Annotated in this window: 13 protein-coding genes; 10 read left to right on the forward strand and 3 right to left on the reverse strand. The window is 71.6% G+C overall.

What is annotated here, in order from left to right; translation table 11 throughout:
• Nucleotides 1–94: 94 nt before the first annotated feature.
• Nucleotides 95–2,575 carry a protein kinase domain-containing protein gene (locus NQZ70_RS29775; protein WP_129577243.1) on the reverse strand — a complete coding sequence of 827 codons (2,481 nt, stop codon included), beginning with the start codon at nt 2,573–2,575 and terminating at the stop codon, nt 95–97.
• Between NQZ70_RS29775 and NQZ70_RS29780 the strand changes: the two genes are divergently transcribed.
• The 3 genes from NQZ70_RS29780 (at nt 2,568) to NQZ70_RS29790 (ending at nt 6,414) form a co-directional block, all read left to right on the forward strand.
• On the forward strand, nt 2,568–3,566 hold the full coding sequence (locus NQZ70_RS29780) for an FHA domain-containing protein (RefSeq protein WP_275938168.1): 999 nt from the start codon (nt 2,568–2,570) through the stop codon (nt 3,564–3,566). The two genes, NQZ70_RS29775 and NQZ70_RS29780, sit on opposite strands and share 8 nt — an antisense overlap.
• 334 nt (nt 3,567–3,900) lie before the next feature.
• Nucleotides 3,901–5,118 carry a thioester reductase domain-containing protein gene (locus NQZ70_RS29785; RefSeq protein WP_207217511.1) on the forward strand — a complete coding sequence of 406 codons (1,218 nt, stop codon included), beginning with the start codon at nt 3,901–3,903 and terminating at the stop codon, nt 5,116–5,118.
• 15 nt (nt 5,119–5,133) lie between these two features.
• Nucleotides 5,134–6,414 (forward strand): MFS transporter, encoded by a 1,281-nt coding sequence (locus NQZ70_RS29790; RefSeq protein ID WP_129577245.1) that lies wholly within the window; start codon nt 5,134–5,136, stop codon nt 6,412–6,414.
• Between the two features lie 62 nt (nt 6,415–6,476).
• Here NQZ70_RS29790 and NQZ70_RS29795 read toward each other — a convergent pair whose 3' ends face one another.
• Nucleotides 6,477–7,691, reverse strand: coding sequence for an anaerobic sulfatase maturase (locus NQZ70_RS29795; protein WP_129577246.1), 1,215 nt, complete (start codon nt 7,689–7,691; stop codon nt 6,477–6,479).
• Between the two features lie 131 nt (nt 7,692–7,822).
• Nucleotides 7,823–10,840: a sulfatase-like hydrolase/transferase gene (locus tag NQZ70_RS29800; protein WP_272826003.1), complete on the reverse strand. Its 3,018-nt coding sequence runs from the start codon at nt 10,838–10,840 to the stop codon at nt 7,823–7,825.
• Nucleotides 10,841–12,050: 1,210 nt separating this feature from the next.
• On the opposite strand from NQZ70_RS29800, the gene NQZ70_RS29805 reads away from it, so the two are divergent.
• The 7 genes from NQZ70_RS29805 (at nt 12,051) to NQZ70_RS29835 (ending at nt 25,763) form a co-directional block, all read left to right on the forward strand.
• Nucleotides 12,051–14,045 (forward strand): CHAT domain-containing protein, encoded by a 1,995-nt coding sequence (locus tag NQZ70_RS29805; protein WP_129577248.1) that lies wholly within the window; start codon nt 12,051–12,053, stop codon nt 14,043–14,045.
• Nucleotides 14,042–17,896, forward strand: a complete 3,855-nt coding sequence (locus NQZ70_RS29810) for a PD40 domain-containing protein (protein ID WP_129577249.1) — start codon at nt 14,042–14,044, stop codon at nt 17,894–17,896. The genes NQZ70_RS29805 and NQZ70_RS29810 overlap by 4 nt, the downstream gene beginning before the upstream one ends.
• Nucleotide 17,897: 1 nt before the next feature.
• The gene (locus NQZ70_RS29815) at nt 17,898–18,920 is read left to right on the forward strand and encodes a PEGA domain-containing protein (protein ID WP_129577250.1); all 1,023 of its coding nucleotides are present in this window, start codon (nt 17,898–17,900) and stop codon (nt 18,918–18,920) included.
• Between the two features lie 214 nt (nt 18,921–19,134).
• Nucleotides 19,135–20,496: a metallophosphoesterase gene (locus NQZ70_RS29820; protein ID WP_129577251.1), complete on the forward strand. Its 1,362-nt coding sequence runs from the start codon at nt 19,135–19,137 to the stop codon at nt 20,494–20,496.
• Between the two features lie 121 nt (nt 20,497–20,617).
• Nucleotides 20,618–22,264 carry a peptidoglycan-binding protein gene (locus NQZ70_RS29825; RefSeq protein WP_237244164.1) on the forward strand — a complete coding sequence of 549 codons (1,647 nt, stop codon included), beginning with the start codon at nt 20,618–20,620 and terminating at the stop codon, nt 22,262–22,264.
• Between the two features lie 14 nt (nt 22,265–22,278).
• Nucleotides 22,279–23,973, forward strand: a complete 1,695-nt coding sequence (locus NQZ70_RS29830; RefSeq protein ID WP_129577252.1) for a hypothetical protein — start codon at nt 22,279–22,281, stop codon at nt 23,971–23,973.
• Nucleotides 23,974–24,047: 74 nt separating this feature from the next.
• A complete protein-coding gene (locus NQZ70_RS29835; RefSeq protein WP_129577253.1) occupies nt 24,048–25,763 on the forward strand; it encodes a hypothetical protein in 1,716 nt (571 codons plus the stop codon).
• The last annotated feature ends 2 nt before the right edge of the window (nt 25,764–25,765 follow it).

Raw genomic sequence — 25,765 nt, forward strand, 5'->3', positions numbered from 1 at the left:
CGTGACGCTCGGGCCTGCCGCGCCGGGACGCCGGCCATCTCGGCCAGCCGCGCGCGCGCCGCCATAACACGTTATTTCTCTCTATTTCACGACCTCACGGCGGGCAGGCGCGCACGACCCGCACCCCGGTCGTGCGGCGGCGCTGCCCGCCCGGAACGCCGGCGCGCGCCGCCGAGCGGCTCCTGTCGAGCGCGCCGAGCCAGGCGCCGCCCCGCACGGCGCGCCGCGCGCCGAGCTCGTCGACGTTGGCCGCGAGCCGCCCGCCGTCGAGCCGCGGCCCCTCGCGCGTCCAGCGGTCGCGGCACCAGTCCCGCGAGTTGCCCCCGAGCCCCCGCACCCCATACGGGCTCTCGTCCAGCGGGATCTCGTGCACGCTCGCGATCGAGGGGAGGCCGTCGTCGCCGTCGCGCGTCCGCACGAACTGGACGTCGAGGTGGTTGCCGAACGGATAGATGCGTCCGTCGGCGCCGCGCGCGGCTCTCTCCCGCTCCAGCTCGCTCGGGAGCCGCCACGGCTTGCCCTCCCGGGCCGCGAGCCAGCGCGCGTAAGCGCTCGCCGCGCGCCAGCCGATCAGCGTGACCGGCGCGTCCGGCAGGTGCGTGCGCCCCAGGTCGTTGGGGGTGAGGACGAAGCGCCCGCCGCGGTCGCGGCCGAACGCGAACCGCCGTCCAGAGCCGCCCGCGACGCCGGCTCGCTCCCGCGGGCAGGCCGAGAGGGCCTCTCGCTCGCGGCCCGCGGCGACGAGGTCATTCAGGAACTCGAGGTACTCGCGGTTCGTGACCGGGAATCGCCGGATCACGAACGCATCGAACCAGATGCGGCGCGCCGGCAGGCTGTACGGGGCCTTCGGATCGCCGCCCGTCCAGCAATAGCCCGCGGGCACATACACGTCGTCCGCGCCGAGCTCGCCCTCCTTGGGCAGCCAGATCGGGCGGGGCTCGCGCTCGCCCGGCGCGACACCGTCCCAGTGGCCATCTCGCTCGATCAGCGCGGGATACAGCACCTCGGCGCGCCCGGGCGCGCGCAGGCGGAGGCGATAGCTGCCGCGGGGCAGCTTCACGGAGCGGAGCGGCGTCAGCCCGAGCTCGCCCACGGTCTCGGGGATGAGCCGCCGGCCCCGCTCCACGTAGCGCTCCAGGACGACCGTGGCCCCCGGCGGCTCGGTCACCAGCGACAGCTCCCCCGCGGCGCTCAGGAGGGCGGCGTGCTTGCCCCGGTCGTGCGCGCGGAGGAGGGCCTCGAGGCGCAGCGCGTCGGCCCTGCGGTGCGCGCGTTCGGCCTCGGCCAGGCGCGCTTCGTAGTAACCGGCGAGCGCGGCGTGCGCGTCGGGCAGCTCCGGATCGATACAGAGGGCGCCGTGCATCCGTGTGAGCCACTCGGCCTCACGCACCGCCGCCTCGGCGGAGAGCGCCTCGGCTTCGTCCTGGCGCGCCCAGCCGCGCTGCTTTCGGTCCAGCGGGTCGCGTGGCCGCGCGGCCGCGAGCAGCGCGTCCGCCTCGGCCTTCGCGCGCGCGGCCTGCTCGCGGCTCGCCGCGACGTCGGGCAGGAGCGCCTGCGCTCTCCTCACCACCCTGAGCGCCTGCTCCCGCCGGAAGGTACGGTCGAGCCATGAGCGTACCTCCTCGGCGACAGCGGAGGCGTCCGGGTAGCGCGCCGCGATCTCCCGGGCCATCGCCCTTGAACAGATGGCCACCAGCTCCGCGGGCGGCTGCGGTCCGCCGCGCGCGGCCTCGGCGACCGGCAGCGGCGGGCCCGCGAGGATCTGCCGGAACGGCAGGAGTCCTGAGGTCCTGTAGGGCGGCTGGCCCGAGAGCAGGTGATAGAGAACGGCGCCGAGCGCATAGACATCGCTCTGCGGGCTGTGGAGCCGCTGCTGCCCAGCCGCCTGCTCAGGCGGCATGTACGCGGGCGTCCCCAGCACGTCGCCTTCGCACGTCAGCCCGGGATCGGCGGCGCGCCCGTGGAGCCCCGCGGCCCCGCCGCCTGGCCCTCTGTCGTCGGCGACGCGGCGCGCGAGCCCCCAGTCCATCACCAGCACCTCGCCGAGCTCGCCCATCATCAGGTTCTCTGGCTTGAGATCCCGGTGCACGATCCCCTGCCGGTGCGCGTAGCCCACCGCCTCTGCGACGCGGGCGAAGGCGGCGACGGCGTGCTGGAACGTCCAGCCCGACGGGCCCGGCCGGAAGCCTTCAGGCGACTTGGCGGCGTGGAGCTCCGCGAGCGCTACCTGGAACGTGCGACCCCGCACCTCCTGCATCGTGAACCAGAGTCGCCCGTCCGCGAGCTCCCCGCGGTCATAGACGGCGACGACAGCCGGATGCTGGAGGCCTGCCGTGATCTCCGCCTCATTGAGGAAGCGCGCGCGTACCCGCGGATGATCCGCGTACTCACGCCGGAGCAATTTGATGGCGACCATCCGCCGAAAAAGGTGATCGCGCACGCGCCTCACCTCACCGAAGGCTCCTGAGGCGATGGGGCCGACGTCCTCGTAGCGAGCGGGTAGAGCGACTGTGCTGTCACACGCGAGCGCCGCCTCGCCAGAGCCGAGGTAGGTTGAAGTAGCGCTCATGTTCATCCGAAAGAATCTTGATGGGCTTGATAGGATCTATTTTTGTTCCGTTGTGCTTGACGACCGTGGTATCGTGCCCAGGCTTCACGTGGGCATAATCAAGGAACTACAGACCGAGCGGCGATTCACCCTCGGGCCTCGATGTCTCGTTGGACGGCACCCCGCGTGCGATCTGCGCCTTGACGACCCTCGAGTCTCCGGAGAGCACGCCATCTTGCGCTGGCTCGATGGATGTTGGGAGCTGCGCGATCTCAATAGCCGCAATGGCACCTTCATCGACGGGCGGCGGCTCAAGCCGGGAGAGCGGGTCGCGATGACGACGGGCGAGGTCGTCGCGATCGGCAGCGCCGCCACCGGATTCGCCCTCATGGACGGAGGCGGCCCGATGCCGTGCGCGCGCCGCCCATCCTCCGGCGCGCATCGCAGCGCGGCCGATCACGTGCTCGTGCTCCCGTGCGAGGAGCGTCCCATCGTGACTGTGTACGAGGACTGCGCCGGGCGCTGGGTGGCGGAGCGCGAGGAGCGGATCGATGTCGTCCAGGACCACGATATCATCGTTGTCGACGGGGAGCCGTGGGTGCTCGAGCTACCCACGGGGCTCCGGGCGACCTGGGAGGCGTCGGCTGGCCTGACGCTCGAGCTCGTGGGGCTGCGCCTGGCCGCGAGCCGCGACGAGGAGCACGTCGAGGTCACCGTTGTGCACGACGGTGGTACGTTTCAGCTGTCGCCCCGGAGCTACCATTATCTGCTCCTTGTCCTCGCTCGCCTCTTCCTCGAGGACACGCAGGCGTCGCCTGCGGAGCGAGGCTGGGTGAGCCGAGACGCCCTGTGCCAGATGCTGGCCGTCGAGCCGCTCAAGCTCAACCTGGACATCTGCCGGCTTCGCAAGCAGCTCGGCGAGGCTGGCGTGCGCGGGGCTGCGGGGATCGTGGCGCGTCGACCAGTGACAGGGCAGCTCCGGATTGGGGTCTCGCGGGTCGAGGTGGCCTCGCTCTGAACCGCGCGCGCCTGCTGACCCGGAGGCCATATCGGCGGCAGCGCGACGAGGCTCGGGGCGTCGCGACCTGCCCTCCAGCAGCGCGCCCCCTTCCGAGGCCGAGCGCCGGAGCGCGCGCGGGGCGGGCGCGCTCCGCCGGCGCTCGCTGGATCGCCTTCCCGGCGCGCGCCTGGCGCGCCGGACGGGCTGGATGTCCCTCCACGAGCTCCTGGATTCCGATTGACGTCCGCCTGCTTCCCTTGATAAGTCCATGACGCAGCGCCCGGATCTGCGGGGAGTACCAGGCCCCAAGGGCGAGCGTTCTCTACGGTCGGGCGATGGGCGGTCCCTCCACATGATGCGCGAGGTCTCCACGGCGAGCGCGGTCGACTGGCAAGCGGAAACCGTGCTGGACTCGACCATCGGCTTTCAACGGCCTCCCTCGGCGCAGGCGACCGAGCCACAGCGCATCTTCCTCACCGGGGCAACTGGCTTTCTCGGCGCGTATCTGCTCGACGAGCTCCTGCGCACCAGCGAGGCAGACATCTACTGTCTCGTCCGTGAGGATGAACGCGCACGAGCGGCGCAGAGGCTCCGGACGCACCTCGAGCGGCTCGGCCTCTGGGACGGATCGCGCGAGGGCCGAATCATCCCGGTCGCCGGAGACCTGGCCATGCCCCTCCTGGGCCTCTCGCGATCACGGTTCGACGCCCTCGCCGAGCAGCTAGACGTGATTTATCACAACGGGGGACATGTCAATTTCTTCCTCCCTTATGCGGCGCTGAAAGCGGCGAACGTCCTGGGCACACAGGAGATACTCAGGCTGGCGGCGTGCGGCCAGACCAAACCTGTGCACTACACCTCCTCGATGGCCGTCTTTTTCGGCCGGACCCACATCGACGCTGGCCGGGTGAGCGAGCTGGATACGCCCGTCCTCGAGCCCGGGCTCAGGAGCGGGTACGTCCGGAGCAAATGGGTCGCAGAGCAGCTGGTGCTGGCGGCCAGAGAGCGAGGCTTGCCCGCGGCCATCTACCGCACGATCCGCATCACCGGGCATAGCCGGACGGGCGTCACGAGCAACTGGACAGACCTGCTGAACCGCCTCCTCAAAGGGTGTATTCTCCTGGGCTCGTACCCGAGCTTGACGATCGATGTGCCGATGCTCCCGGTCGATTACGTGAGCCGGGCCATGATCTGTCTGTCCAGACAGGCCCGATCGCTCGGTCGCGCCTTTCACCTGTTCCATCCGCGGCCGATCCCATGGCGTGAGCTCGTCTGCATGGTGCGCGCGTCGGGGTACCCCCTGGTCGAGCGTGACTACGACCAGTGGCTCCTGGAGCTGAAGCGGGCGGCGGCGGCCGATCACCCGGAGAGGGAGTCGCTCGCGCAGCTCTGGCTGCTCCTCATGTCTCCGAACAGCCTGCTCGTCAAGAAGCCGCAGTACGACGCCCCCAACTCGCGGGAGGGGCTCGAAGGGACGGGCATCGTCTGCCCCCCGATCGACGAGGCCCTCGTCGCGGCGTACGTCTCGTTTCTTCGTACGGCCGGATATCTCCCGCCCCCCAGCACGTGAGGAGTTAGGTCTAGCGTGAACTCTCGAGGCTTTCGCTATGCGCTCTTGTTCGCGCTCGCGCTGACCGAGGTGCTGCCGATCGCGCTGCTGTCGCAGGCCCTCCCGGTGCTGCTGCGGCGGAGCGGGGCAACCATGCAGCAGATCGGGTTCCTGTTCCTGGCGATGCTCCCCTGGTCGCTCAAGGCGCTGTGGGCGCCGCTCATCGACAGGCTCGGCGCGCGCTCGACGTTCGGCCGCTACCGCGGCTGGCTCCTCTTCTCGCACCCGCTCATCTTGATCACCCTCGTGGCGGGCTCGTTCTTCGACGTCCCGGGGCTGCTCCTGCACCACCGCGCCTACGCGCTGGCGGCGCTGCTCTGGCTCACGACGGTCTGCGCCCTCGCGGACGCGGCGTCGCATGGCCTCGCGGTCAGCTTGCTCTCCGCCGATGAGCGGGGCCTCGGCAACGGCATGCAGACCGCGGGGCTCATGGCCGGTCAGCTGGTCGGCGGCGGGCTGATGGTGATCCTCGTCGGGCGGCTCGGCTGGCAGCCGGCGCTCCTCATCACCTCGGCGCTCCTCCTGCTGCCGCTCCCTGGCATAGCGCTCTACAAGGAGCGACCCGTGGATCCGTCGCGCGTCATCACGCCTCGCGAGGTGCTGGCCCTCTTCCGGCGGCCGCGCATGGGGCGGTGGCTCCTCGTGGTGGCGGCGATGCCGATCGGCGCGTCCCTGATGACCCCGGCCCTCGAGGTGATGCTCGTGGATCGCGGCCTCTCGCTCAAGGAGATAGGGCTGGCGATGGGGATCCTGTCCAGCATCGCCGGAGCCGCCGGCGGCATCCTCGGGGGGCTCGCCGTGAAGCGGCTCGGGCGGGAGCGCGCCTTCTACGCGCTCAGCGTCCTCTGCAGCCTGTGCCTCGGGCTGGTGCTCCTGAACCGCGTGGCCGTCGAGCGCCCGTTCCTGTATTTCGTGATCTCGGTGCCCGTCGTCGGCGTGATGGCGCGCGCGACGATGATGCACGTGCTCATGATGGACAGGAGCCGCCTTCACGTCGCGAGCACGGACTTCACCATCCAGTACACCGTGCAGCACGTCAGCAGGCTGCTCTGGGCGAGCGCCGGCGCGTTCATCGCCGGACACTTCGGCGCGACCAGCGTCTTCGTCCTGGCGCCCGTGCTCACGCTCGCCGCGATGGGCCTGGCCTCTTGGCTGCTCGATCGCGCCGACTTCGAGCCGTCCCTGTCCCTCGACGAGGGCGGACCCGCGCCGGCGCTGGAGGCCGCGCCTGCCTCTCCGCTCAAGAACGTCTCCTGACGCGCAGCGCATCAGCTCGGGCAGCGGGCAGCGGTCCATAGAAGTCCCTCCGTCGCGTCGGTTCAGGGAGCGCGGACGGTCGCGCTCCTCTCTCGCGGCATGTAGTGGTGGTAATCGCGCGCGGTGCCGCCGAGGCGTATGGCCGCGGCCATGGCGCGCAGCGCAGGCATCGTGTGCGCATAGAACATCTTGTAGCCCTCGCACAGGTGGTTCAGGCCGGGCTCTCCGTCCGGCGTCTGCTTGACGCGGTGCGCGGGGCAGCCCCCGTAGCAGTACTTCAGGTGGTCGCACTCGCGGCAGTACCGGGGCAAGGTGTCGAGCTTGTCCTGGCCGAACCGCGCCTGCTGCGGCCCGTCCACGAGCACGGACAGGCGCCTCTTGGTGATGTTGCCGAGCAGGTGCTCGGGCGTCACGAAGTGGTCGCAGCTGTACAGATCGCCGTTGTGCTCGACGGCGAGCGCCCGCCCGCAGGTGCGCGCGTGCACGCAGAGCGTCGACGGGAAGCCCATGGTGATCCCCAGCATCATGTCGAAGTGCTGGACGAAGATCTCGCCGACGTCCTCCGCGATCCACTCGTCCCACACCGCGGTCAGGAACCGGCCCCACTGCGCCGGCTCCACCGTCCGGTCGGAGAGCTTGCCGTCCTTGTGCTCCACGATGGGGATGAGCTGCATGAAGCGCGAGCCGATCTCCTTCAGGAATCGATAGACCCGGGCCCCGTGATCGCCGTTGTCGCGCTGCACCACGGTGAGCGTGTTGAACTCCACGCCGCTGCGCTTCATGGCCTCGAGCCCCTTCATCACCCGCTTGAACGTCCCGCGCCCCTCCATGTCGAGGCGGTAGCGGTCGTGCGACGGCTCGGGCCCGTCGATGGAGATGCCCACGAGGAACCCCTCGTCGCGCAGGAAGGCGCACCACGCGTCGTCGAGGAGCATGCCGTTCGTCTGCAGCGAGTTGGTCACGCGCTGGCCGGGGCGCGCGTGCTTCTTCTGCAGCTCCACCGCGCGCCGGAAGAAGTCGAGCCCCATCAGCGTGGGCTCGCCTCCCTGCCACGCGAACCCCACCTCCTCCGCGGTGCTCGGCTGGGCCTCGATGTACTGCTGGACGTAGCGCTCGAGCACGTCGTCCGCCATGCGGAAGGCGCCGCGGGTGGGGTAGTCGTACAGGCGCTCCTTGTCCAGGTAGAAGCAATAAGCGCAGTTGATGTTGCAGATGGCGCCGATGGGCTTGGTGATGACGTGGAACGGAGCGCGCGCTGTCTGTTGATCAGGTGTCATAAAATCTCCGAGTCATCGAGACTGTTGGAGGCCGGCTCCGCCCGACGGAGCGAGCCGGGCGGACGGCCCGCCCTGCCGTGCCGGAGCGGGCCCGCCCATCCTTGCTGCGCCCGCTCCGCGCTCAGCCCTGGCTAGGGGGAATTCCCATACGAGAAGACCGGGTTGGGCTCCGTCGTCGGGACATAGGTGGCAACGGTGCGGGCTCCGTCCTTGAGGCGCCACACATGCGTCTCGTAGGTGTCCTGGACTACCTGGCTGCGCGGCGCGATGGTGCCGTACTTCTTCTCGGCCCCCGCATAGTCCACCCAGACGTAGTCGAGCGGCACGGAGCCGTTGTTGCGGAAGGTGGCTTTGACGGCCACCGTGCCGCGGATGGAGCGCTCGTTCGCGAGCTGCACATCCACCGTCTGCTCCGCCGTGCCGTCGGGGAACCGCCCGGCGCAGAGGGTGACCCAGCTCTGGCCGTCGCTGCTGACCTGGAACTCATAGTCCGCGATCCTGCCGTTCGCCTGGTTCTGCCTGGGCAGATACTTGAAGCCGCTGATGGCCTGCGGGCTTTTCAGATCGACGCTCAGCCAGTGGGGATGCGCGGGGCACCGGCTGTACCACTCCGTGTGCCATATCGAGGCGCTGGTTCCATCGATGGCGTTCTGCCCACGACCATTCTCCCCCGCCGTCTCTTCGCTGTCGACCGTCACGGTCCACGCGGAGCGATCCAGGGGCTTCCCGTTCACAAGGACCTGGAAGTCTGCGGCCGATGTCCAAGGGCCGCCGTTCACCTCCGACTTCGCGAGGAGCCGGACATACCGGTACGCGAACAGCGGGGGGAACGGCAGCGGGCCTCGCTGCTCCTTCTCGTCACCGCCATCCAGGTGATGCCTCTTCATCTCGTCATAGAGCCGCTGGGCCACGGCGCGGTGGGTCGCGTCGGTGAGGAAGCTCTCAATCTTCTTCTCTCTGAGGGCCCCGACGATCGTCTCGTGCGGCACGAGCTCGTAGAGCGTGTACGTGTATTCGTCCGTCACGTCGCTGTCATTGAACTTGGACCGAGCGCAGCTGAGCAGGTACCGGCCGTCGCTGACGAGCGCGAACTTGTTGGTCGTCCTGCCGCCTTGCATCTTGTGATAGCCGAACTGCTGGCTGAAGTTGAACTCCCGCTTCTCGACGCTGCCGCCCCGCAGGTACGGCTTCAGGCTGACCGAATCGACCGCCTCGCGCGCGCTCGCCCCGGCGATATCGGCGCAGGTCCTGAAGATGTCGAGGATGTGGACCAGGTCGCCGCTGGATCCGCGGATCGCGGCGCCGGCGAGGTAGCACGGCGTCCCCGCGAGCAGGGAGCCGCCATCGGCGATGATCATCGGCACATGCACGGCCCCGATGTGCGGCGTCGCCTTGTCTTGCTCGTCGCTGTCGAGCAGCACGCCCGGCCGATCCGGATCCTCGTCCTGCGTGCCGTTGTCCCCGATGAACACGATCACGGTGTTCTTGAGCTGTTCCTGGATCTCCGGCTCGGGCGAGCTCAGGAGCTGGCCGATGTAGAAATCCATCGACTCGACCATGGCCACGAACATCTCCTGGACGGTCGGCTTCTCGGGGTTGGCGAACCGGATGGTGTAGGACTCCCTCGGCGGGACGTGGAACGGGTCGTGGGGCGTCGTGAGCGTCAGCGCGACGCACCAGGGCGAGCCGAGCATCTGCGCGATCCACTCCTTGGCCGAGTAGACCTGATCGCGCGTCGCGTACATGTGGGTGCGCTCGGTCGGTGGACGATCGTAGAGCATGACGCCGGTGGGGTCGTCCTCGTAGCACTTCTCCCAGACGTAGAACTGGATGTCGGGCTGGCGCTCCACGAACTCTGGGGCGACCCTGCGGAGGTACTCCGTGGTCCGCGTCCTCACCGCGTCGCGCTTCTTCGCGAACGCGACCTCCCTGGGGTCGTTCGGATCTTTCGCCTCCGGATTGACCGAGGCGAGCTTGCCGAGCGGCATGGTCGCCTGGGGGTATCCGTACTTGGGGGCGACGACGCGGAAGCCTCCCTCGAGGATCCCCTCGAACCGCTCCCAACCCCAGTCCCACGCGGTCCGCTTGGGGTCGTTCTTCTTCCCTCCGGCGGGTTTGGTCGGGGGTCTCTCTGCGTCCGGCTTGCCCATGTGCCATTTGCCGAACATCCCGCAGCGGTAGTCCGCGCCCTTCAGGACCTCCGCCAGGCTGCGGACGGCCGCGCCCGATCTAGGGTTCATCACGAGCGTGTTGTTGCCGCCCGGGTCGGGGTAGCCCACGCCGCTCCGCCAGGGCTGCATGCCCGTGAAGAGGCTGCCCCGCGTCGCCGAGCACACCGGCTGCGCCCAGGCGCGGGAGAAATGCATTCCGTGCTTGACCAGCTTCTCCAGGTTGGGAAGCCGCTTGGGCCCGGTGGTGCCGTTCGGCCCGTCGAGCTGGACGGTGACCTCCCCTGTCGCGTCGTTGATGCGGAGCGCGTCGGCGCCGAGGTCGTCGGCGACGATCAGCAGGAGATTCGGCTTGCCGCTCGCCTGTGGCTGGGGGCGCGCGAGGCCCGCGATCTCCGCCGGCGACAGCGCCGCGCCGTAGATCTGGAGATCCTTGATCTGCCCGGCGAAGTAGTTCATGCCGGTCCCGCCCCTCAATCCGCGGCAGCCGAGGTAGAGCGCCGAGCCGTTCCGGGTGTCGCCGGCGGTCGTGTCCGGGGTGCTGGCCTCGAGCGCGCCGTCGACATACAGCTCGAGCACGCCCTTGCCGTTCTGGGTCCTGCGCACGAAGGCGACGTGGTGGAACTTGCGGTCGTTGAGCAGGCTCTTCGACATGACGGTCGGGAAGTTCGTCTCGTCGTATCGTCCTGCGTAGATCTTCCCCTGCTCGGCGCCTCTCGCGTAATAGCGGAGCGCGAACGGATAACGCCCGTACGCGTCCCACTTCTCGACCATGCCGGGGTCGACGTTCTGCTGGCTCGGCTGCACCGGATCCGGGCACACCTGGACCGCGACCGTGAAGTCCTGATCGCGTGCGAAGTTGATCTCGCTGGAGCTCGGGATCGACCGGTACTGCGTCTTGCCGTCGAACGTCAGCGCCTCGCTGCCGATCGGACGAAATGCGGTCTTGTAGTCTCCCATCGTCGCACCCTCCTCTCTCATGCTGAAATGCATGCCTGATGAACGATCTCGACCGGGCTGAGCGCAGCCGGCCGCGAGCCTCGCAGCGCGACGGCGTGAGCCCCGTGGCGCGCGCCGCGTCGCCCCCGGCTCGCCGGAATGGTGCGGCCGGTGAGCGGATCGTCCGCGGGCGACGAGATTCGCTGCCTCAGCGTCTGGCCCCACAACGGCCATCCGCGTCGCGCGCTCTTTCGGTCAAGGCGTCCCTGGCGAGGGTTGTTTTACCGATTACGACTGGAAGTTGATTGGCAAGAACCACGAAAAATCACGCTCGGCTCGTGGACGATGCGGCGCAGATCACGGCGCCCGCGCGCCGCGGAGCTCCGCGCGTGGCCGGCGCGGCCGGGAGCGCTGCGCGGATCAGCGAAATCTGCCGGCGTTTCCGGCGCGGCGCCGGGTGCTCGCTCGCCCCCGGAAGCAGGCCGATACGACGGGATGCGGTCAGATCGCGCACGGGGTAAAGGCGCGCGTACGGCATCGCGAAGGCGAGCGCGCTGCGCGTCCCACGCGCAGGCAGCGGGCCCATCCGCCGGAGCGCCCGTGAGCTCTGGAAGTGAGCAGCTGTCGCCGATCGCACCACAAGCATGTTCGACCAGCCAACGTCGACTCCTGCCGGGGGCCTCCGGAGGCGGCGCCCCGCCCGGCGGGGCTGGCTCGCCAGAGGGCTTTCCCTCTGCGCGGCGCGGGTCCGGCTCCCTCTCCTGCGTACGCGCTTCGTCCTGATTTCGTCGTTTTGACCTGCCTCCGCCCGGGGAGCTCCCCCTCGGTGCCGCGCCGGAATGGGCGGCAGCTCACGTCGATCCGCGCGGCGCTCCCGGCCGCGCCGGCACGCGCGGAGCTCCGCGGCCCGCGGGCGTCATGATCCACACCGCATTATTCGGAGACCATGCGTGGTTTTTGGTCGATTCTCCCAATCAAAGATGGGCCGCGCTCGGTAAAACGAACGATGCCAGGCCCGCCGCGCTGGGCGGGACGCGGACACCGAAGCTTGCCGATGAGCGCAGCTGGGCAGAGGGCTGCGGAGGACAGCAACATGGGGCGCGGCCGTGACGGCCTCCCCGGAGCTCGGCGTCGCCGCGCCCGCGGCGCGCGGCGCTCCGCCAGGAACACAGGATCAGGGCGCTTTGATGAGCGTTCGCCCCGCAACACTCCAACCGACTGCGCAGCGTGCTGGTGTGAGGGAATCGTCGCCATGTGGCTAGAGATCGAGCTGGACACCAGCAATCAAGGCCTGCGCGTCAGCGCGCGCGGTAGCCGCGGCGAGCGCCCCCCGGCGCGCGCGCTGCTCCCGGAGCGCGGCATCGACGCCCTCCAGGCGTTCGCGAGCAGGGTCGGGCGCGCGATCCGGGGAGGAAAATCGCTCGACGCCGCCGCCATCGACGAATCGCAGGCGCTCCACGGCGAGCTCATCGACGGCGAGCTGCGAGACGTCCTCGTCCGCCTCGGCGAGGCGGCGAAGGAGAGACGGCTGCTCGTGCGCCTCTTCGCCCGCGATCGCGCGCTCCAGCTCATCCCCTGGGAAGCGCTCTGCCGTCCCGGGACCTCCGAGGGCTTTCTCGGCACCGACCCGAGGCTGCTGCTCGCTCGCGGCGTCGAGTCGTCGGAGCCCTGGGAGCCTCGCGAGGTCCGGGGCGCCGTCCGCGTCCTCGCCATCGCGCCCGGCGCCGACGAGCGGGCCCTCGCCGCGTTGAGGGAGGCGCTCGCAACGTCGATCGAGTCGGGCGACGTCGAGTGGCTGGATCCCATCGCCGGCCCCGACGTCGGCCCGAGCGTGCTCTTCGATCGGCTCCGGCGCGGCAAGACGCCCCACGTCGTCCACTTCCTCGGCCACGGCGGCGTCGATCTCTCGGGCAAGCCCGTGCTGCGCGTGGCCGACGACGAGGACGGCGAGGAGGTGTGGGTCACCGCAGAGGCGCTCGCCCGGGAGCTCAGCGCGAGCTTCTGCGAGGAGCTGCGCCTCGTGCTGCTCGAGGCGTGCGAGGGCGCCAAGGCCGGCGCGTTCGGCAGCGCCGCCGAGATCCTGGCGAGGGCGGGCGCGGACGCCGTCGTGGCGCACCTCTGGCCAGTGAAGGCCGACGCGGCGCGCGCCTGCTCGTCCGAGATCTACCGCGCGCTCACGGCCGCCGATCGGACGTCGGGCGACATCGGCGCCGCCGTGGCGGCGGCGCGCAGGACGCTCCTCGCGAGGAGCGCGGAGGCGTTCTCGCCCGTGCTGTACCTCCGCGGCTCGGACTCGGTGATCTTCAGCTTCGAGGGGCGGCGCGTCTCGAGGCCGGCCCCGAAGCGGGGCTCGAAGCGCCTCGCGCCCGCCCTCCAGGGCCTGCTCGAGGGCGCCTTCACGATGGTCGTCGGCGACGTCGACGACGATCGCAGGACGCTCCAGCAGGAGATCACGAGCTTCATGCAGGAGAACGGGGACGCGAACGTCGAGGGCCTGCCGCTGAGCACGCTCACCCAGCGCTGCGTGCTCCGCTTCGGCCACGAGGTCCTCCATTCCCTCTTCCAGCAGTCGCTCACGCAGTCGCCTACCGCGGAGGTCCCGCCGCTCATCGAGGCGCTCGCGCGCTTCGTCCGGCCCGGCGTCCACGTCACGCTGCTGTGGAGACCGCACCTCGAGCGCGCCATCGCGGCGCAGCACCCGCAGCACACCGTGTACGCGATCCAGCCGTCGATGGCCGACCCGAGCGGCAAGCCGCGCGTCGTCAAGCGCCCGGCCGGGGCGACGTCGTGGAAGATGGATCCGCTCCTGCCGAGGCACTTCGATCTCGCGAGCGAGATCGTCGTGCTCCGCCTTTACGGGGGCTACTCGGTCGAGACGCGGCCCATCTTCTCCCCGCCCATCCTGACCGAGGACGATCACATCCACGGGCTGCTCGGCGCCGAGGGGCTGCGGCCGCCCTCGTGGATGGAAGAGCTGCTCGCGCGGCCCAGGATCCAGCCGGGGCTCTTCGTCGGGCTGTCCATCCTCGACTGGCGCCACAGGATGCTCCTGCGCTGGCTCTACGATCAGCGCTCCGCGCCCAAGGACAGCCTGGCCATCCTGACGCCCGACGCCGAGCCCGGCGAGGTGGAGATCTGGCTCAGCGGCGGAGGGCTGCCCGGCGCGGCCCGCATCGCGGCCATCGCCGAGGACCCGGCGCAGCTCGCGCCGCTGCTCGCGGACCTCGGTCCGGTGGAGGCGCGATGAGCGCGCTCGTCACGAACCCGTTCCCCGGCCCCCAGCCGTACCGCACGTCGGATCGGGAGCGATTCTTCGGGCGCGGGGACATGGCCCGCGCGCTCGAGAGCAGCGTCCTCGCGAGCCGCTGCGTCACCGTGTACGGGCCGTCGGGCGCCGGCAAGTCGTCGCTCGTGCAGGCCGCGGTCCTCCCGGCGCTCATCGAGGCCCACGAGGTCCGCGTCGTGCTGGTGGACGGCTGGCCGGAAGGCGAGGACGCCTCGCGCTGGCTCGCGAGCAAGGCGTACGCCGGGGCCGGCCTCGGCGAGGCGCCGGGCGACATGTCCCCGCGGGACGCCATCCTGGCGGCCGCGCAGCGGATCGCGCGGCGATCGGATCGGCTCCTGGTCGTCTACCTCGATCAGGTCGAGCAGCTCCTCTACCCGGGGCGGGACCCCGAGCCCACCGAGGCGCTCTTCGAGTGCGTGGACCACCTCGCGCAGCTGCCGCTCGGAAAGGCGCGCGTGATGCTCTCGCTCCGCGAGGACTACCTGGGCCGCTTCCGCGATCGCCTGCGCGATCGGCGGCGGCTCCTGGACCACGGGTTTCGCGTGGGTCCGCTCACGGTGGCCGAGCTCACGGAGGCCATGTGCCAGACGGCGGCCGCGGGGGTGCCTCCGCAGGCGTGGTCCAGCGACGAGCTGCGGAGGTTGATGCTCCAGGTGCGCGTGCCCGGACAGGCGGCGTCCGACCGGGCCGAGGCGGTGGCGGCGTACGCGCAGATCGTGTGCCGGGCGTTGTTTCAGCAGCGCGCCCAGGGGGACGGCGCGACCGAGGCGGTCGAGGCCGAGCCCATCCTTCGCGGCTACCTGGAGGCGACGCTGGAGGAGCTCGGGCCGCGGCGGGATGCGGCGCAGCAGCTGCTCGAGGAGCACCTCGTCACCCCGGACGGCGGCAGGACGCTGCGCCTGGAGAAGGAGCTGCTCCGGCTCCTGCCCGCCGAGGAGCTGTCGCCGATCCTGAAGGCGCTCGAGCGAGCGGCCATCCTCCACGCGGGAGAGCACCAGGGGAGCCGCTACTTCGAGCTCGGCCACGACTGGCTCGCCCGGATGGTGAACGAGCGACGGGAGCAGCGGCGGCGCGAAGCGGAGCAGCGGCGGCGCGAGCAGGAGCAGCAGGAGCGCTTCCGGCGGGAGCGCGCCGAGGCCGAGGCGAGGCTCGCGAAGGAGCGCGCGCGGCGGCGCGCGCTCGTGGCGATCGCGTCGGCGGCGGCCACGGGCGTCGCCGGCGCGCTCGGCTACTGGGCGTGGCAGGAGCGGGTCGCGAAGGAGAAGGCGCGCGTCGCGGCCGAGGAGACCAGGCAGCGCGCCGAGGCGAAGGCGAGCGAGGCGCTGGACGCCAAGGTCGAGTCGGGGGTCCGCGAGCTGAACGATCGCGGCCAGATCTCGATGGCGCTGAAGCTCTTGAGCGAGGCGAAGCACCCCGAGGAGCAGCGCGGCTGGGTCGGGCTCGCCAGCGACGCGCTGCGCGAGAACGCGCTGCGCGCCAGCCTGCGCGGCCACGAGGGACCGCTGACCGCGGCTTCCTGGAGCCCGGACGGCAAGCGCGTCCTCACGGCCTCGGAGGACGGGACCGCGCGCGTGTGGCGCGCCGACGGCACCGGGCAGCCCGTGAGCCTGAAGGGCCACGGCGCGGCCGTCCTCTCCGCTGCGTGGAGCCCGGACGGCGAGCGCGTCCTCACGGCCTCGGAGGACGGGACCGCGCGCGTGTGGCGCGCCGACGGCGCCGGGCAGCCCGTGAGCCTGAAGGGCCACGGGGGGCCCGTCGTCTCGGCGGCCTGGAGCCGCGACGGCCAGCGCGTGATCACGGTGTCGCGCGACGGCGCGGCTCGAGTCCACGCGGCCGATGGCGCCGGCGAGCCGCTCGTGCTGAGGGGCGGCGCGGTCCCCATCTCGTGCGCGGCGTTCCATCCAGACGGCGCGCGGTTCCTGACGGGCTCTGCGGACGGGACGGTGCGGTGGTGGAGCCACGACGCCGCGCGCACCACGGACTTCAGGGGCCACGAGGACGCGGTGATCTTCCTCGCCGTGAGCCCCGACGGCGAGCGCATCGCGACGGCCTCGCGCGACGGCACGGCCCGCGTCTGGGACGCCGAGGGCACGGGCGCGTCCGTCCTGCTGCAGGGCCACACGGGCGCCATCCTTCATGTGGCGTGGAGCGCCGACAGCGCGCGCGTTGCGACCGGCTCCGCCGACGGGACCGCGCGCGTGTGGCCCTCCGACGGCAAGCTGGTGCCGCCGATCACCCTCAAGGGGCACGCGCAGTCCGTGGTCCACGTCGCGTTCCGGCCGGACGGGGCGCACCTGGCCACAGCCTCGACCGACAGGACCGCGCGGCTGTGGCCGCTGGACGGCAGCGACCCGCTGGTCTTGCGCGAGCACGACGCCCCCGTCCGGGCGGCGGCGTGGAGCCCCGACGGGTCGCAGGTGGTCACCGCGGCCGGCGCAGACCCCGCAGGGCCGACGAACGATCGCACGGCGAAGGTGTGGAGCGCGGAGCTGCTGGAGCGGCTCCAGCGCGAGCGGCGCGGCGCGGGCGCCGTTCGCTCGGCATCCCTCGACACCGCCGGAGAGCTCGCCGTCTCGGCGTACGACGACGGCAGCGTGCGCCTCTGGCGCATCGATGGTGACGAGCGGACGGTCGCGCTCAAGGGCCACGTCGCGCCGGTCACGAGCGTGGCGCTGAGCCCGGCCGGCACGCACATCGTCACGTCGTCGTTGGACAACACCGCGCGGGTCTACCGCACGATGGGCAAGGGGGAGGCCGTCGTCGTCCGGCGGCACGACGCCGAGGTGTCCTTCGCCGCCTGGAGCCCCGACGGCAAGCGCGTGGTCACGGTGTCGGCGGACAGGACGGCGCAGGTGTGGAACGCCGACGGCTCGGGATCCGCCTTGCTGACGCGGCACCACGAGGACCGGGTGACCTGGGCGGCGTGGAGCCCGGATGGCACGCGCATCGTGACGACCTCCGTGGATCGCACCGCGCGCGTGTGGCAGGTCGGCAGCACGGACGCGCCGGTCGTGCTGAGGGGGCACGAGGGCAGCGTGCTCGCCGCTGCCTGGAGCCCCGACGGGAAGCGCATCGTCACCACCTCCGAGGACAAGACGGCGCGGCTCTGGGACGCGGACAGCGGCAAGGAGCTCGCCGCGCAACGGGGGCACCAGGGCGCGGTGCTCCGCGCGATCTGGAGCCCCGACGGGGAGCGCGTCGCCACCTCGTCGGCGGACAACGTCGTCCTCATCTGGCACGCCGACGCGAGGGGCACGCCCATCGCGCTCGAGTCCCGGGTGCCCGTGCTCGCGATGAGGTTCCTCGAAGGTGGGCGGAAGCTCCTCGGCGTCGCGTCGGACGGCACCGCGCGCGCGTGGGTCACCGACGTCGGCACGCTGCGCGAGCGCCTGGCGACGGCGCATACGGACTGCCTCCCTGCGAACATGCGCGCCCTCTACCTCGGCGAGACGCCCGACGAGGCGCGAGCGCGCCACGCCAGGTGCGAGACCTCGTTCCGGAGGACACCGGTCGAAGCGAAGGCCGCCGCGGCAACGCCGAGCGCGCCGGTCGAGCCCCCGCCCGTGCCCTCGGCCGAGCCCCCGCCCGTGCCCTCGGCCGAGCCCCCGCCCGTGCCCTCGGCCGAGCCCCCGCCCGTGCCCTCGGCCGAGCCCCCGCCCGTGCCCTCGGCCGAGCCGTCGGTGCGCGCCGTGGAAGCGGTGCCAGCGCCTCCTCCGCGGCTTCGCCTGCGGCCTCCTCCGACGCAGCCCCCGGCGGCCCCTCGCCCGAGTGGAAAGGCCTTCAGGCCTCCCGGTGGAACCAAGCTGGAGTGACATGCACATGAATCGATCGTTCGTGGCCCTTGCGTGCTTCCTCATACCGCTCGTCCAGGCGAGATCCGCCTTTGCGGACAAGGCGGCGGACCTGTTCACCGAGGGGAGCAAAGCCGCCGAGGAGAGAGACTGGGACGCGTGCCGCGCGAAGCTCATCGAGGCGTGGGGGATCAGGCAGCACTGGCGGATCGCGGCGAACCTGGGCGCGTGCGAGCTGAACCTGGGCATGTACCGGGACGCCGCGGAGCACCTCTCGAGCGGGCTACGCGTGCTGCCAGCGGATGTCGGAGCAGACACGCGCGCCGAGCTCACGGCGCTGCTGGACGAGGCCTCGACGAAGCTCGTGACGCTCACGATCAGGACCGATCCGTCCGACGCCGAGGTGCTCCTCGACGGGAGGTCGCTCGGGCGAGGGCCGTTCGAGCGATCGATATTCCTCGACGCGCGGACGTATGCCATCGAGATCCGGGCGGAGGGGCGAAAGCCGTTCAAGGGAACGATAGAGGGGCGCGCCGGCCAGAGAGAAGCCGTGGACGGGCGGCTCGATCCGGTGGAAGCGGCGCCGCCGGCGCCGGCAGCGCCGCCGCGGCCATCGAGGCGAGCGACGCCGCGGACCGCGCCGATCCCGCGCGTGGGGCCGGGCGCACAGGGGCCGTCGCTCGTCCCGCTGGTCGTCGTCGGCGCCGCCGCGGCGGTCGCGCTGGGCGTGAGCGTGGGGCTGTCTGTCGCCGCGGACGACAAGGCCGATGCGGCGCAGGAGGCGGCGAAGGACCTGGACCCGTCGGCGTGCGACGACCCGCGGCGGAGCACGGCGGCCTGCGAGGCGCTGGAGGACGCGCTCTGCGCCAGCGACGCGCTGAGCAGCGGCGCAGTCGCGAGCTTCGCGGTCGCAGGGGCCCTCATGCTGGGGACCATCGGCCTCGCGGCGTGGAATCAGTGGCACGCCCGAGGCGGCCCGGCGGTGCGCGCAGCGCCGGCGATCGGCATGTCCGGAGGCGGCGTGACCGTAGCGGGGTCGTGGTGACCAGGCCGCGAGCGACGCCTCCCCGGCGCTCGCTTCCTGCGCGCCGGCGGGACGACATCCCAGGCGGCGGATCCGCTCCTGCCCCGGCGCCTCGATCTCGCGAGCGAGATCATCGTGCCCCCTTCGCGGGGGGCCGCTCCGTCGAGGCGTGGCCCGTCTCCTCGCCTCCCTGCTCACCGAAGACGATCACACCCACACCCCCAGGAACCAGTCCATGCGAACCCTGATCATCAGCGATCTGCACCTCGGCAACGGCGGTGACTACGATGTCTTCGCAGGAGAGCGAGAGCTCCCCGCGCTCCTCGACAGGTTCACCTCGCCGCCGACCCGCGTCCTCGTGAACGGCGACGGGGTCGATTTCCTCATGAACGAGGACCAGCTCGAGCTCGACGTCGCCCGCGCCATGGCGCAGGCCAAGGCCTGCGCGGAGAGCCGCGCCACGAAGGCTGTGCTGGCCGCGTTCGGCCGCGTCCTCGCGGCCGGCGGCCAGGTCGTCTTCCGCCTCGGCAACCACGACGTGGAGCTCGCGTTGCCCGAGGTCCAGGGCGTCTTTCGCTCGGCCCTCGGGCAGCCGCCCGCCGTCGCCGCGCGCCTCTCGTTCCAGCTCGGAGAGGCCCCGGACATGCTCGACGTGGGCGGGGCCAGGATCCTCGTGACCCACGGCGAGCACAACGACCCCTGGAACATCGTCCATTACAAGGGGCTCTCGAGCGCAGGTGCCGCGCAGCGGGCCTCGTTCTCCTACGCACCCGGCTCGATCCTCGTCAAGCAGTACCTGAACCCGCTCACCCGCGAGTTCGGGCTCCGCTTCGCGAACCTGCTCAAGCCCGATTTCCAGGGCGCCACGCTCACGGCGCTAGCCGTCGCGCCGTCCGCGATGAAGCTCCTGTTCCAGCGCTCCTCCGCGAGCCTCTGCTGGCAGCTCTTCCGGAAGATGAGCGGGCCGGCCGCGTTCGCCGAGCAGGAGGATCTCGGCCTCGCCGATCGGGTCGCGGACGCGGGCCTCACGCCGGAGGAGCAGGAGGCCGTGGAGGCGCTGGTCGGGGACGGGGCGGCCGCCTTCTCCGATGACGAGGACGACGACGGCGTGCTCGGCCGGGCGCGGCTCAAGCTCGGTCGGGCCGGGCTCAAGCTCTATGCGAGGCTCCAGCGGAAGCTCACCGGCAAGACGGGCGACGCGTACTTCGAGCTCGAGCCCGACGAGGCCGAGTGGAAAGAGGTCAAGCGGCTCGCCGCCAAGTTCGGGGCGAGCGCGGTGATCCTCGGCCACACCCACGCGGCGCGCTGGAAGCACGAAGGCGGCCTCCTCTTCGCCAACACCGGCACATGGATCTGGCTGATGCAGCTCCCGCCGTTCGACGCAGGCGACGACGTATGGGCGGAGTTCCTCGCCGAGGTGAAGAGCAATCCCCGCCTCGCCCCCGAGCGCCAGCGGCGCGCCAGGCTGATCAGCCGGTTCACCGCGGTCAGCGTCGACGAAGCGCCGGGCGGGGGCGCGGCCGTCGCGCTCCTCGAGTGCGATGGCGCCTCGGGGATTCGTACGTTGGGAGAGGCCCGCGTGCCGGCGGCCTCTTGACCCATGATCGAGCCGGGCGAGGCCCTGGGCCCACCTGGCCTGCCTCGTCGACGGCTCCCAGCCCGAGGACCGAGGACGCTGGGCCCCAGGGCGGGGCAAGACCCATGAAGAGGAGGACACCATGAGCACACGAGAAGATGCACTCGACACCGCGGCCCTCGGCGAGCCGGGACCTCTCCCCCTCTGGGAGGACATGGTCTCCTCCGAGCCGGAGCTGCCCGACGACTACACCGAGGCGCCCCGGAGCTTCGACGACACGCCCCCGCCGCAGCTCGTGCGCACGATCAACCTGCTCCCCATCCCCGAGCACGGCGTGCGCGGCCCCGAGGACGTCGAGGGGATCGCGGCGCACATCCTCGCCCGGGCGAGGGAGGGGATCGCCGACCTCTTCGCGCACGAGGACTACGCCGGTTACGAGGGCGAGCCGACCGAGGCCTGGGCGCGCGCGATCGCCGAGCACCAGACGGGGATCCCGTACACCATGCCCGTCTACTTCTACGGCTCGCAGAAGAAGGTCGCGGAGGGCGTCGCGCGCCAGGGCCGGTATCCGCTGGTGGGCCAGTGCCAGCAATCGGTGACGACGGCGCTCTGCATCGGCGGATGGGACGGCGGAGAGAGCGGCGATATCGGCGCCGGCAAGGACTCGCAGCCCTACTGCGCGAGGCTCGGCAAGGGCTGGACCGACGTGCCCCTGGACCTGAAGAAATGGCCCGATGAGCTCTGGGCCGACGTGAAGGTGGGCTCCTGCCTGTTCTGGTCCGCCGACTCCATCGGCTCCGGCCACGTGGTCCTGGTCGTCCGCAAGCACCCTGTCGACCGGAAATGGCAGATCTGGGACACGGGCACGTCGTTCCACGATCCGAGCAACCACCTGACCGCGGCGAGGCAAGCGCGGATGCTGTGGGAATCCCACTGGTGGGACTTCATCCCGAAGTCGCTCTCGAACGGCAGCTGGCCGTTCCGGGGCATCGGGCTGATCTCGGGGCTGGGCCAGCTGAAAGCGGACCTTCGGCCCCGGGGGCGCGCGCGCCTGATCCTCCAGCGCCGGAGCGACAAGGCGCTGCTCTTCAGGTCCGCGTGGATCGACATGGAAGCGGAAGGGCTGCCCATCTCGTGGCTGCTCCGCGGCCTGCGCGGCGCGCCGTTCTCGGACCAGATCGAGGCCACGTTCTGCATCAACTCGCCGCCTGGCCTGACGAAGAGCTCCCCCAGGGGGACCCCGCTGCTCGACTGCACGGTCGACGCGAAGGGCAACGCGCGGATGCACTGGAGCTGGCAGTGGAAGCAGGGCTATCACGAGCGGAAGAACCCCGCCGTCTGGCAGCCCGACGCGCCCTTCCCCGCGGGCGCCGAGGGCGCCGGGAAGGCCCAGGCGGTCTCCTGGCCGGAGGCCCCGGGCAGGGCGGAGCCGGATCCTTACGCCGAGGCGGAGGCCGAGCTGCGGGCGAGGCGCGAGCGGCGTGCGCGGGGCGTCCTCCGGAGCGCGCTGCTCTCGGGTGTCGAGGATCTCGAGAGGGTCGCCGGCGGCAGGGGCGCGATCAAGGAAGGCGCGCGTGGAGCAGGGGCCAAGGCGATCCAGGAGGCGCTGATCGCGCTCGGGTTCCAGGTGCCCGGCGGCGCCGATGGCGCCTTCGGCAAGGGGACCGCCGACGCGCTGAAGAGCTTCCAGGCGCAGGCGGGCCTCGGCGCCGACGGCGTGGCCGGGGCGGGGACGCTCAAGGTGCTGGATCAACGCCTGCAAGGCCTGTCGCGGACATCGGCCAGCTGAAGGAAGGCAGAGCCATGCAGACCATGAAGGATCTTCAGCTGCTCCTGACGCCCTATGGCGACAGGGAGCCCGTCTTGAAGGACGGGCTCTCCAGCGACGCGGCGGCGCAGCAGGACGTGGCGGGCAAGGCGGACAATACGCTCGAGCATTTCTGGGAAGAGACGGGCGATCCGGACGATCTCGAAGCGCAGCGCTGGGGGGTGATCGCGCCCGAAGGCGCCGCGGGGGACCGGCTCATCGCGCTGATCCAGCCCCTCATCGACGCCCGGCGAGATGCGCAGGACGGCCATGAGGTGAAGCTCTACCGCGTGCCGCCCGCGATGTCGCCGGAGGAGGCGGCCCGCTGGCGCAAGCAGCACTTCGACGTCAGCGTGGAGCTCGCGCGCGATCTGCCCCGTTACCAGCTCCTCCTCGGCGATCTCCACGAGGTGCCGCTCGCCCTCCAGCAATACCAGTCGATCGACGGCTTCGTCGGGCGGCTGTGCTTCCAGCGAGAGCGCGAGTACGAGGCGTACGTCGACAAGGTGCTTCGCCGGGAGCGGGCGCGCGCCGAGATCGCCGGGAGCGCGAAGTTCTACACCGTGCACGACGGCACCGCCGCCACGATGATGGGCTACAGGTCGCTGACCCAGCCGGCGCTCGCGCAGCTCAAGAAATACAGGATCGATGCGGCCGATCTCGGAGACCAGGAAGCGCCCTCTCCGGACGAGTTCCTGCAGGCGGTGAGGAGCCCGGAGCCCACGGTGCTGTTCACCGTCAGCCACGGCGCCGGCGCGCCGCGCGGCGGGTGGAAGAGCGAGGGCGATCAGCGCGACCGGCAAGGGGCGATGAGCTTCGGGCGCGAGGGCAAGCTGACCGGCGGCGATCTCGGCGACGCCCCGTTCTTGCCGGGCGGCATCTGGTTCATGCTGGCGTGCTACGGCGGCGGGACGCCGGACGTCAGCGCGTACCGGCACTGGCTCGACCGGCTCAAGCAGAGCGGCCAGTTCGGTGGCCAGGCGCAATCGGTGCTCGCGGGGCTCCCGCAGAGCGGCCAGCGGCCGTTCATCGCCCGGCTGCCCCAGGTGGCGCTGGCCAACCCGAACGGGCCGCTCGCCGTGATGGGGCACATCGATCTCGCGTGGACCTACAGCTTCGAGGAGCGGGACACCGGAAAGGCCGTGTCGCGTCCCTCGAAGTTCGTGGACGTCATCCGCACGGCGCTGGAGACGAGCCGGGTGGGGAGCTCGTTCCGGGAGCTCTTGAAGGCGTCGCTCCTCACGAACGCCGAGCTCACCAGCCTCTACGACAAGGCGGAGAGAGAGGGCGCCGCGCACGCGCCGGACTCGGCGCGGCTCGGTCACCTGTGGATGCTCCGGCAGGACCTCTCGGGCTACGTCTTGCTCGGCGACCCGGCGGTGCGGCTCCCGGCGGCGCGCAGGCGCCTGAAGAAGGACGCGGCGAGCGAGGCCGAGCCCAGGGCGCCCGAGGTCCAGTCCGGTGCAGCGGCGAAGGCCGCGGCGTCGCCCTCCGCGGGGGCGCGGGCAGAGGCGCCGACGAGGCTGCCGCCCGACATGGACATCGACGACGTGGAGAGAGCCATCGGAAAGGTCCTCTCCGGCAGCCCCATCAACGCGGTGGCCAACGAGCACGGCGTCGAGCCGGCGAAGCTGCGTGAGCTCAAGGACATCTACAAGGCGGCCGGGCGCGCCGCGCTCGGGACGAGGTGATCTCGCCGGCCGGGCGCGCGGGACGCAGGGCTCCGCCTGCGGCGCGAGGCGCCTGGCTCCGGACGGAGGCTGCGATGACTGCTGCCCACGACGACGACCGACTGGACCTCTTGCTCGCCGACGCCGAGGAGCGCAGGCCCGTCCTCGAGGAGGGGCTCCCGGGGGAGGCTGCCCAGCGCGGGCCCAGGCCCAGGGAGAAAGACAGCTTCGACCGGAAGCGGACGGACGCGGATCCGAACGATCTCACGCTCCAGCGGTGGGCCGTCGTCGCGCCCAGAGGCAGGGAGGGCGACCGGCTCCTCGAGGCCGTCGCGCCGCTGATCCAGCTGCGCGAGGCGGAGCAGGCCGCGCCCGTGACGATCTACCGCGCGCCGCCGGACATGGACGCCCGGGAGGCTCTGGCGTGGCGGGAGAGCGAGTGCTGGAGAGACGACGTTCCGGAGGACGAGTGGCCGTACTACCTGCTCTTGCTCGGCGATCTGCATCATGTCTCCCTCGAGCTCCAGCACACGCTCGCGAGCGGCGCGCTGGTCGGGCGCGTCCATTTCGAAGCCGACGGCGAGCTCGATCTCGACAGCTACGCCGCGTACGCGCAGAAGGTCGTGCGTTACGCGCGGGAAGGCAGCGCGCCCGAGCCCTCGCCGGACATGCTCTTCTTCGCGGCGCCGGACGGCTCGACGGCCACGCACGCCGGCGACACGAAGCTCGTCGCGCCGAGCCTCGCGGCCGTCCAGGAAGGCAAGGACAAGGGGCGCTTCCCCGTGGCCGCGGTGCGTGGAATCGAGGCCGAGACCGCCGACGAGCTGCTCGCCGCGGGCGCCTCTGGGCGGCCATCGGTGCTGCTGTCCGTCAGCCACGGTCTCGGGCCGCCCCGCCGCGGCTTCCGCTCGGAGGAGGAGCAGCAGCGACGGCAGGGGGCGCTCCTCCTCGGCCGCGGCGAGGTGCTCGACGCCGAGCGGCTGCGGGGGCAGCGGTTCCTGCCGGGCGGCCTGTGGTTCTGTCTCGCCTGCTTCGGCGCGGGGACGCCGAGCGCGAGCGCGTATCACGCCTGGCTCTCGCAGCTCGCGAAGGAGGGCGCCTACGGCGGCAACGCGGAGCGCGTGCTGCAAGGCCTCCCGGCGCCCGGCCGGCGCCCGTTCGTGGCGGCCATGCCCCAGGCGGCCCTGGCCAATCCGGAGGGCCCACTCGCCATCATCGGCCACATGGACCTCGCGTGGACCTACAGCTTCTCGAGCGCGGGCAACCCGTCGGAGAGCCGCAAATCGCGCATCCTGTCCGCGCTCCAGGTGATGGCCCGCGGGAGCCGCGCGGGCGTCGCCCTGGGAACGCTGCTCCAGTCCTACGGCGAGGCGAACGACGCCCTGATGGCGAGCTACCAGCTCGAGGCGAGCGCCCGCGCCGAAGGCAGGCCTGATCCCACGGATCGCGCCGATCGAGCGCACCTCTGGATGCTGCGCAACGACCTCCGCGGCTACGTGCTGCTCGGCGATCCCGCGGCGCGGCTGCCGCTCCGGCAGAGCGCGCTCCGCGGGCCGGCGCCGGACGCCTCGGGCGCCCTCCTCCGCTCCCCCCGCGCCGAGGCGCCCTCGCCGGCGGCCGCTCCTCCGCTCGAGCCGCCGAGCGGCGCCGAGGACGTCCCGCTCGCCGTGAAGGTGGCGGCGGTGGACGCGCTCTTCTGCGGGGACGAGACGCCGCGCGCGATCGCGGCGCGCGCGGGCGTCTCGCTGGCGACGTTGTGGGGCTGGGTCGACGCGTACCGGGCCGGGGGGCGATCGCGGCTCGGCGGGTGACC

Origin of the sequence: Sorangium sp. So ce836 (assembly GCF_028553905.1) — a bacterium.
In the GTDB taxonomy this organism is placed as follows: Bacteria; Myxococcota_A; Polyangia; order Polyangiales; family Polyangiaceae; genus Sorangium; species Sorangium cellulosum_D.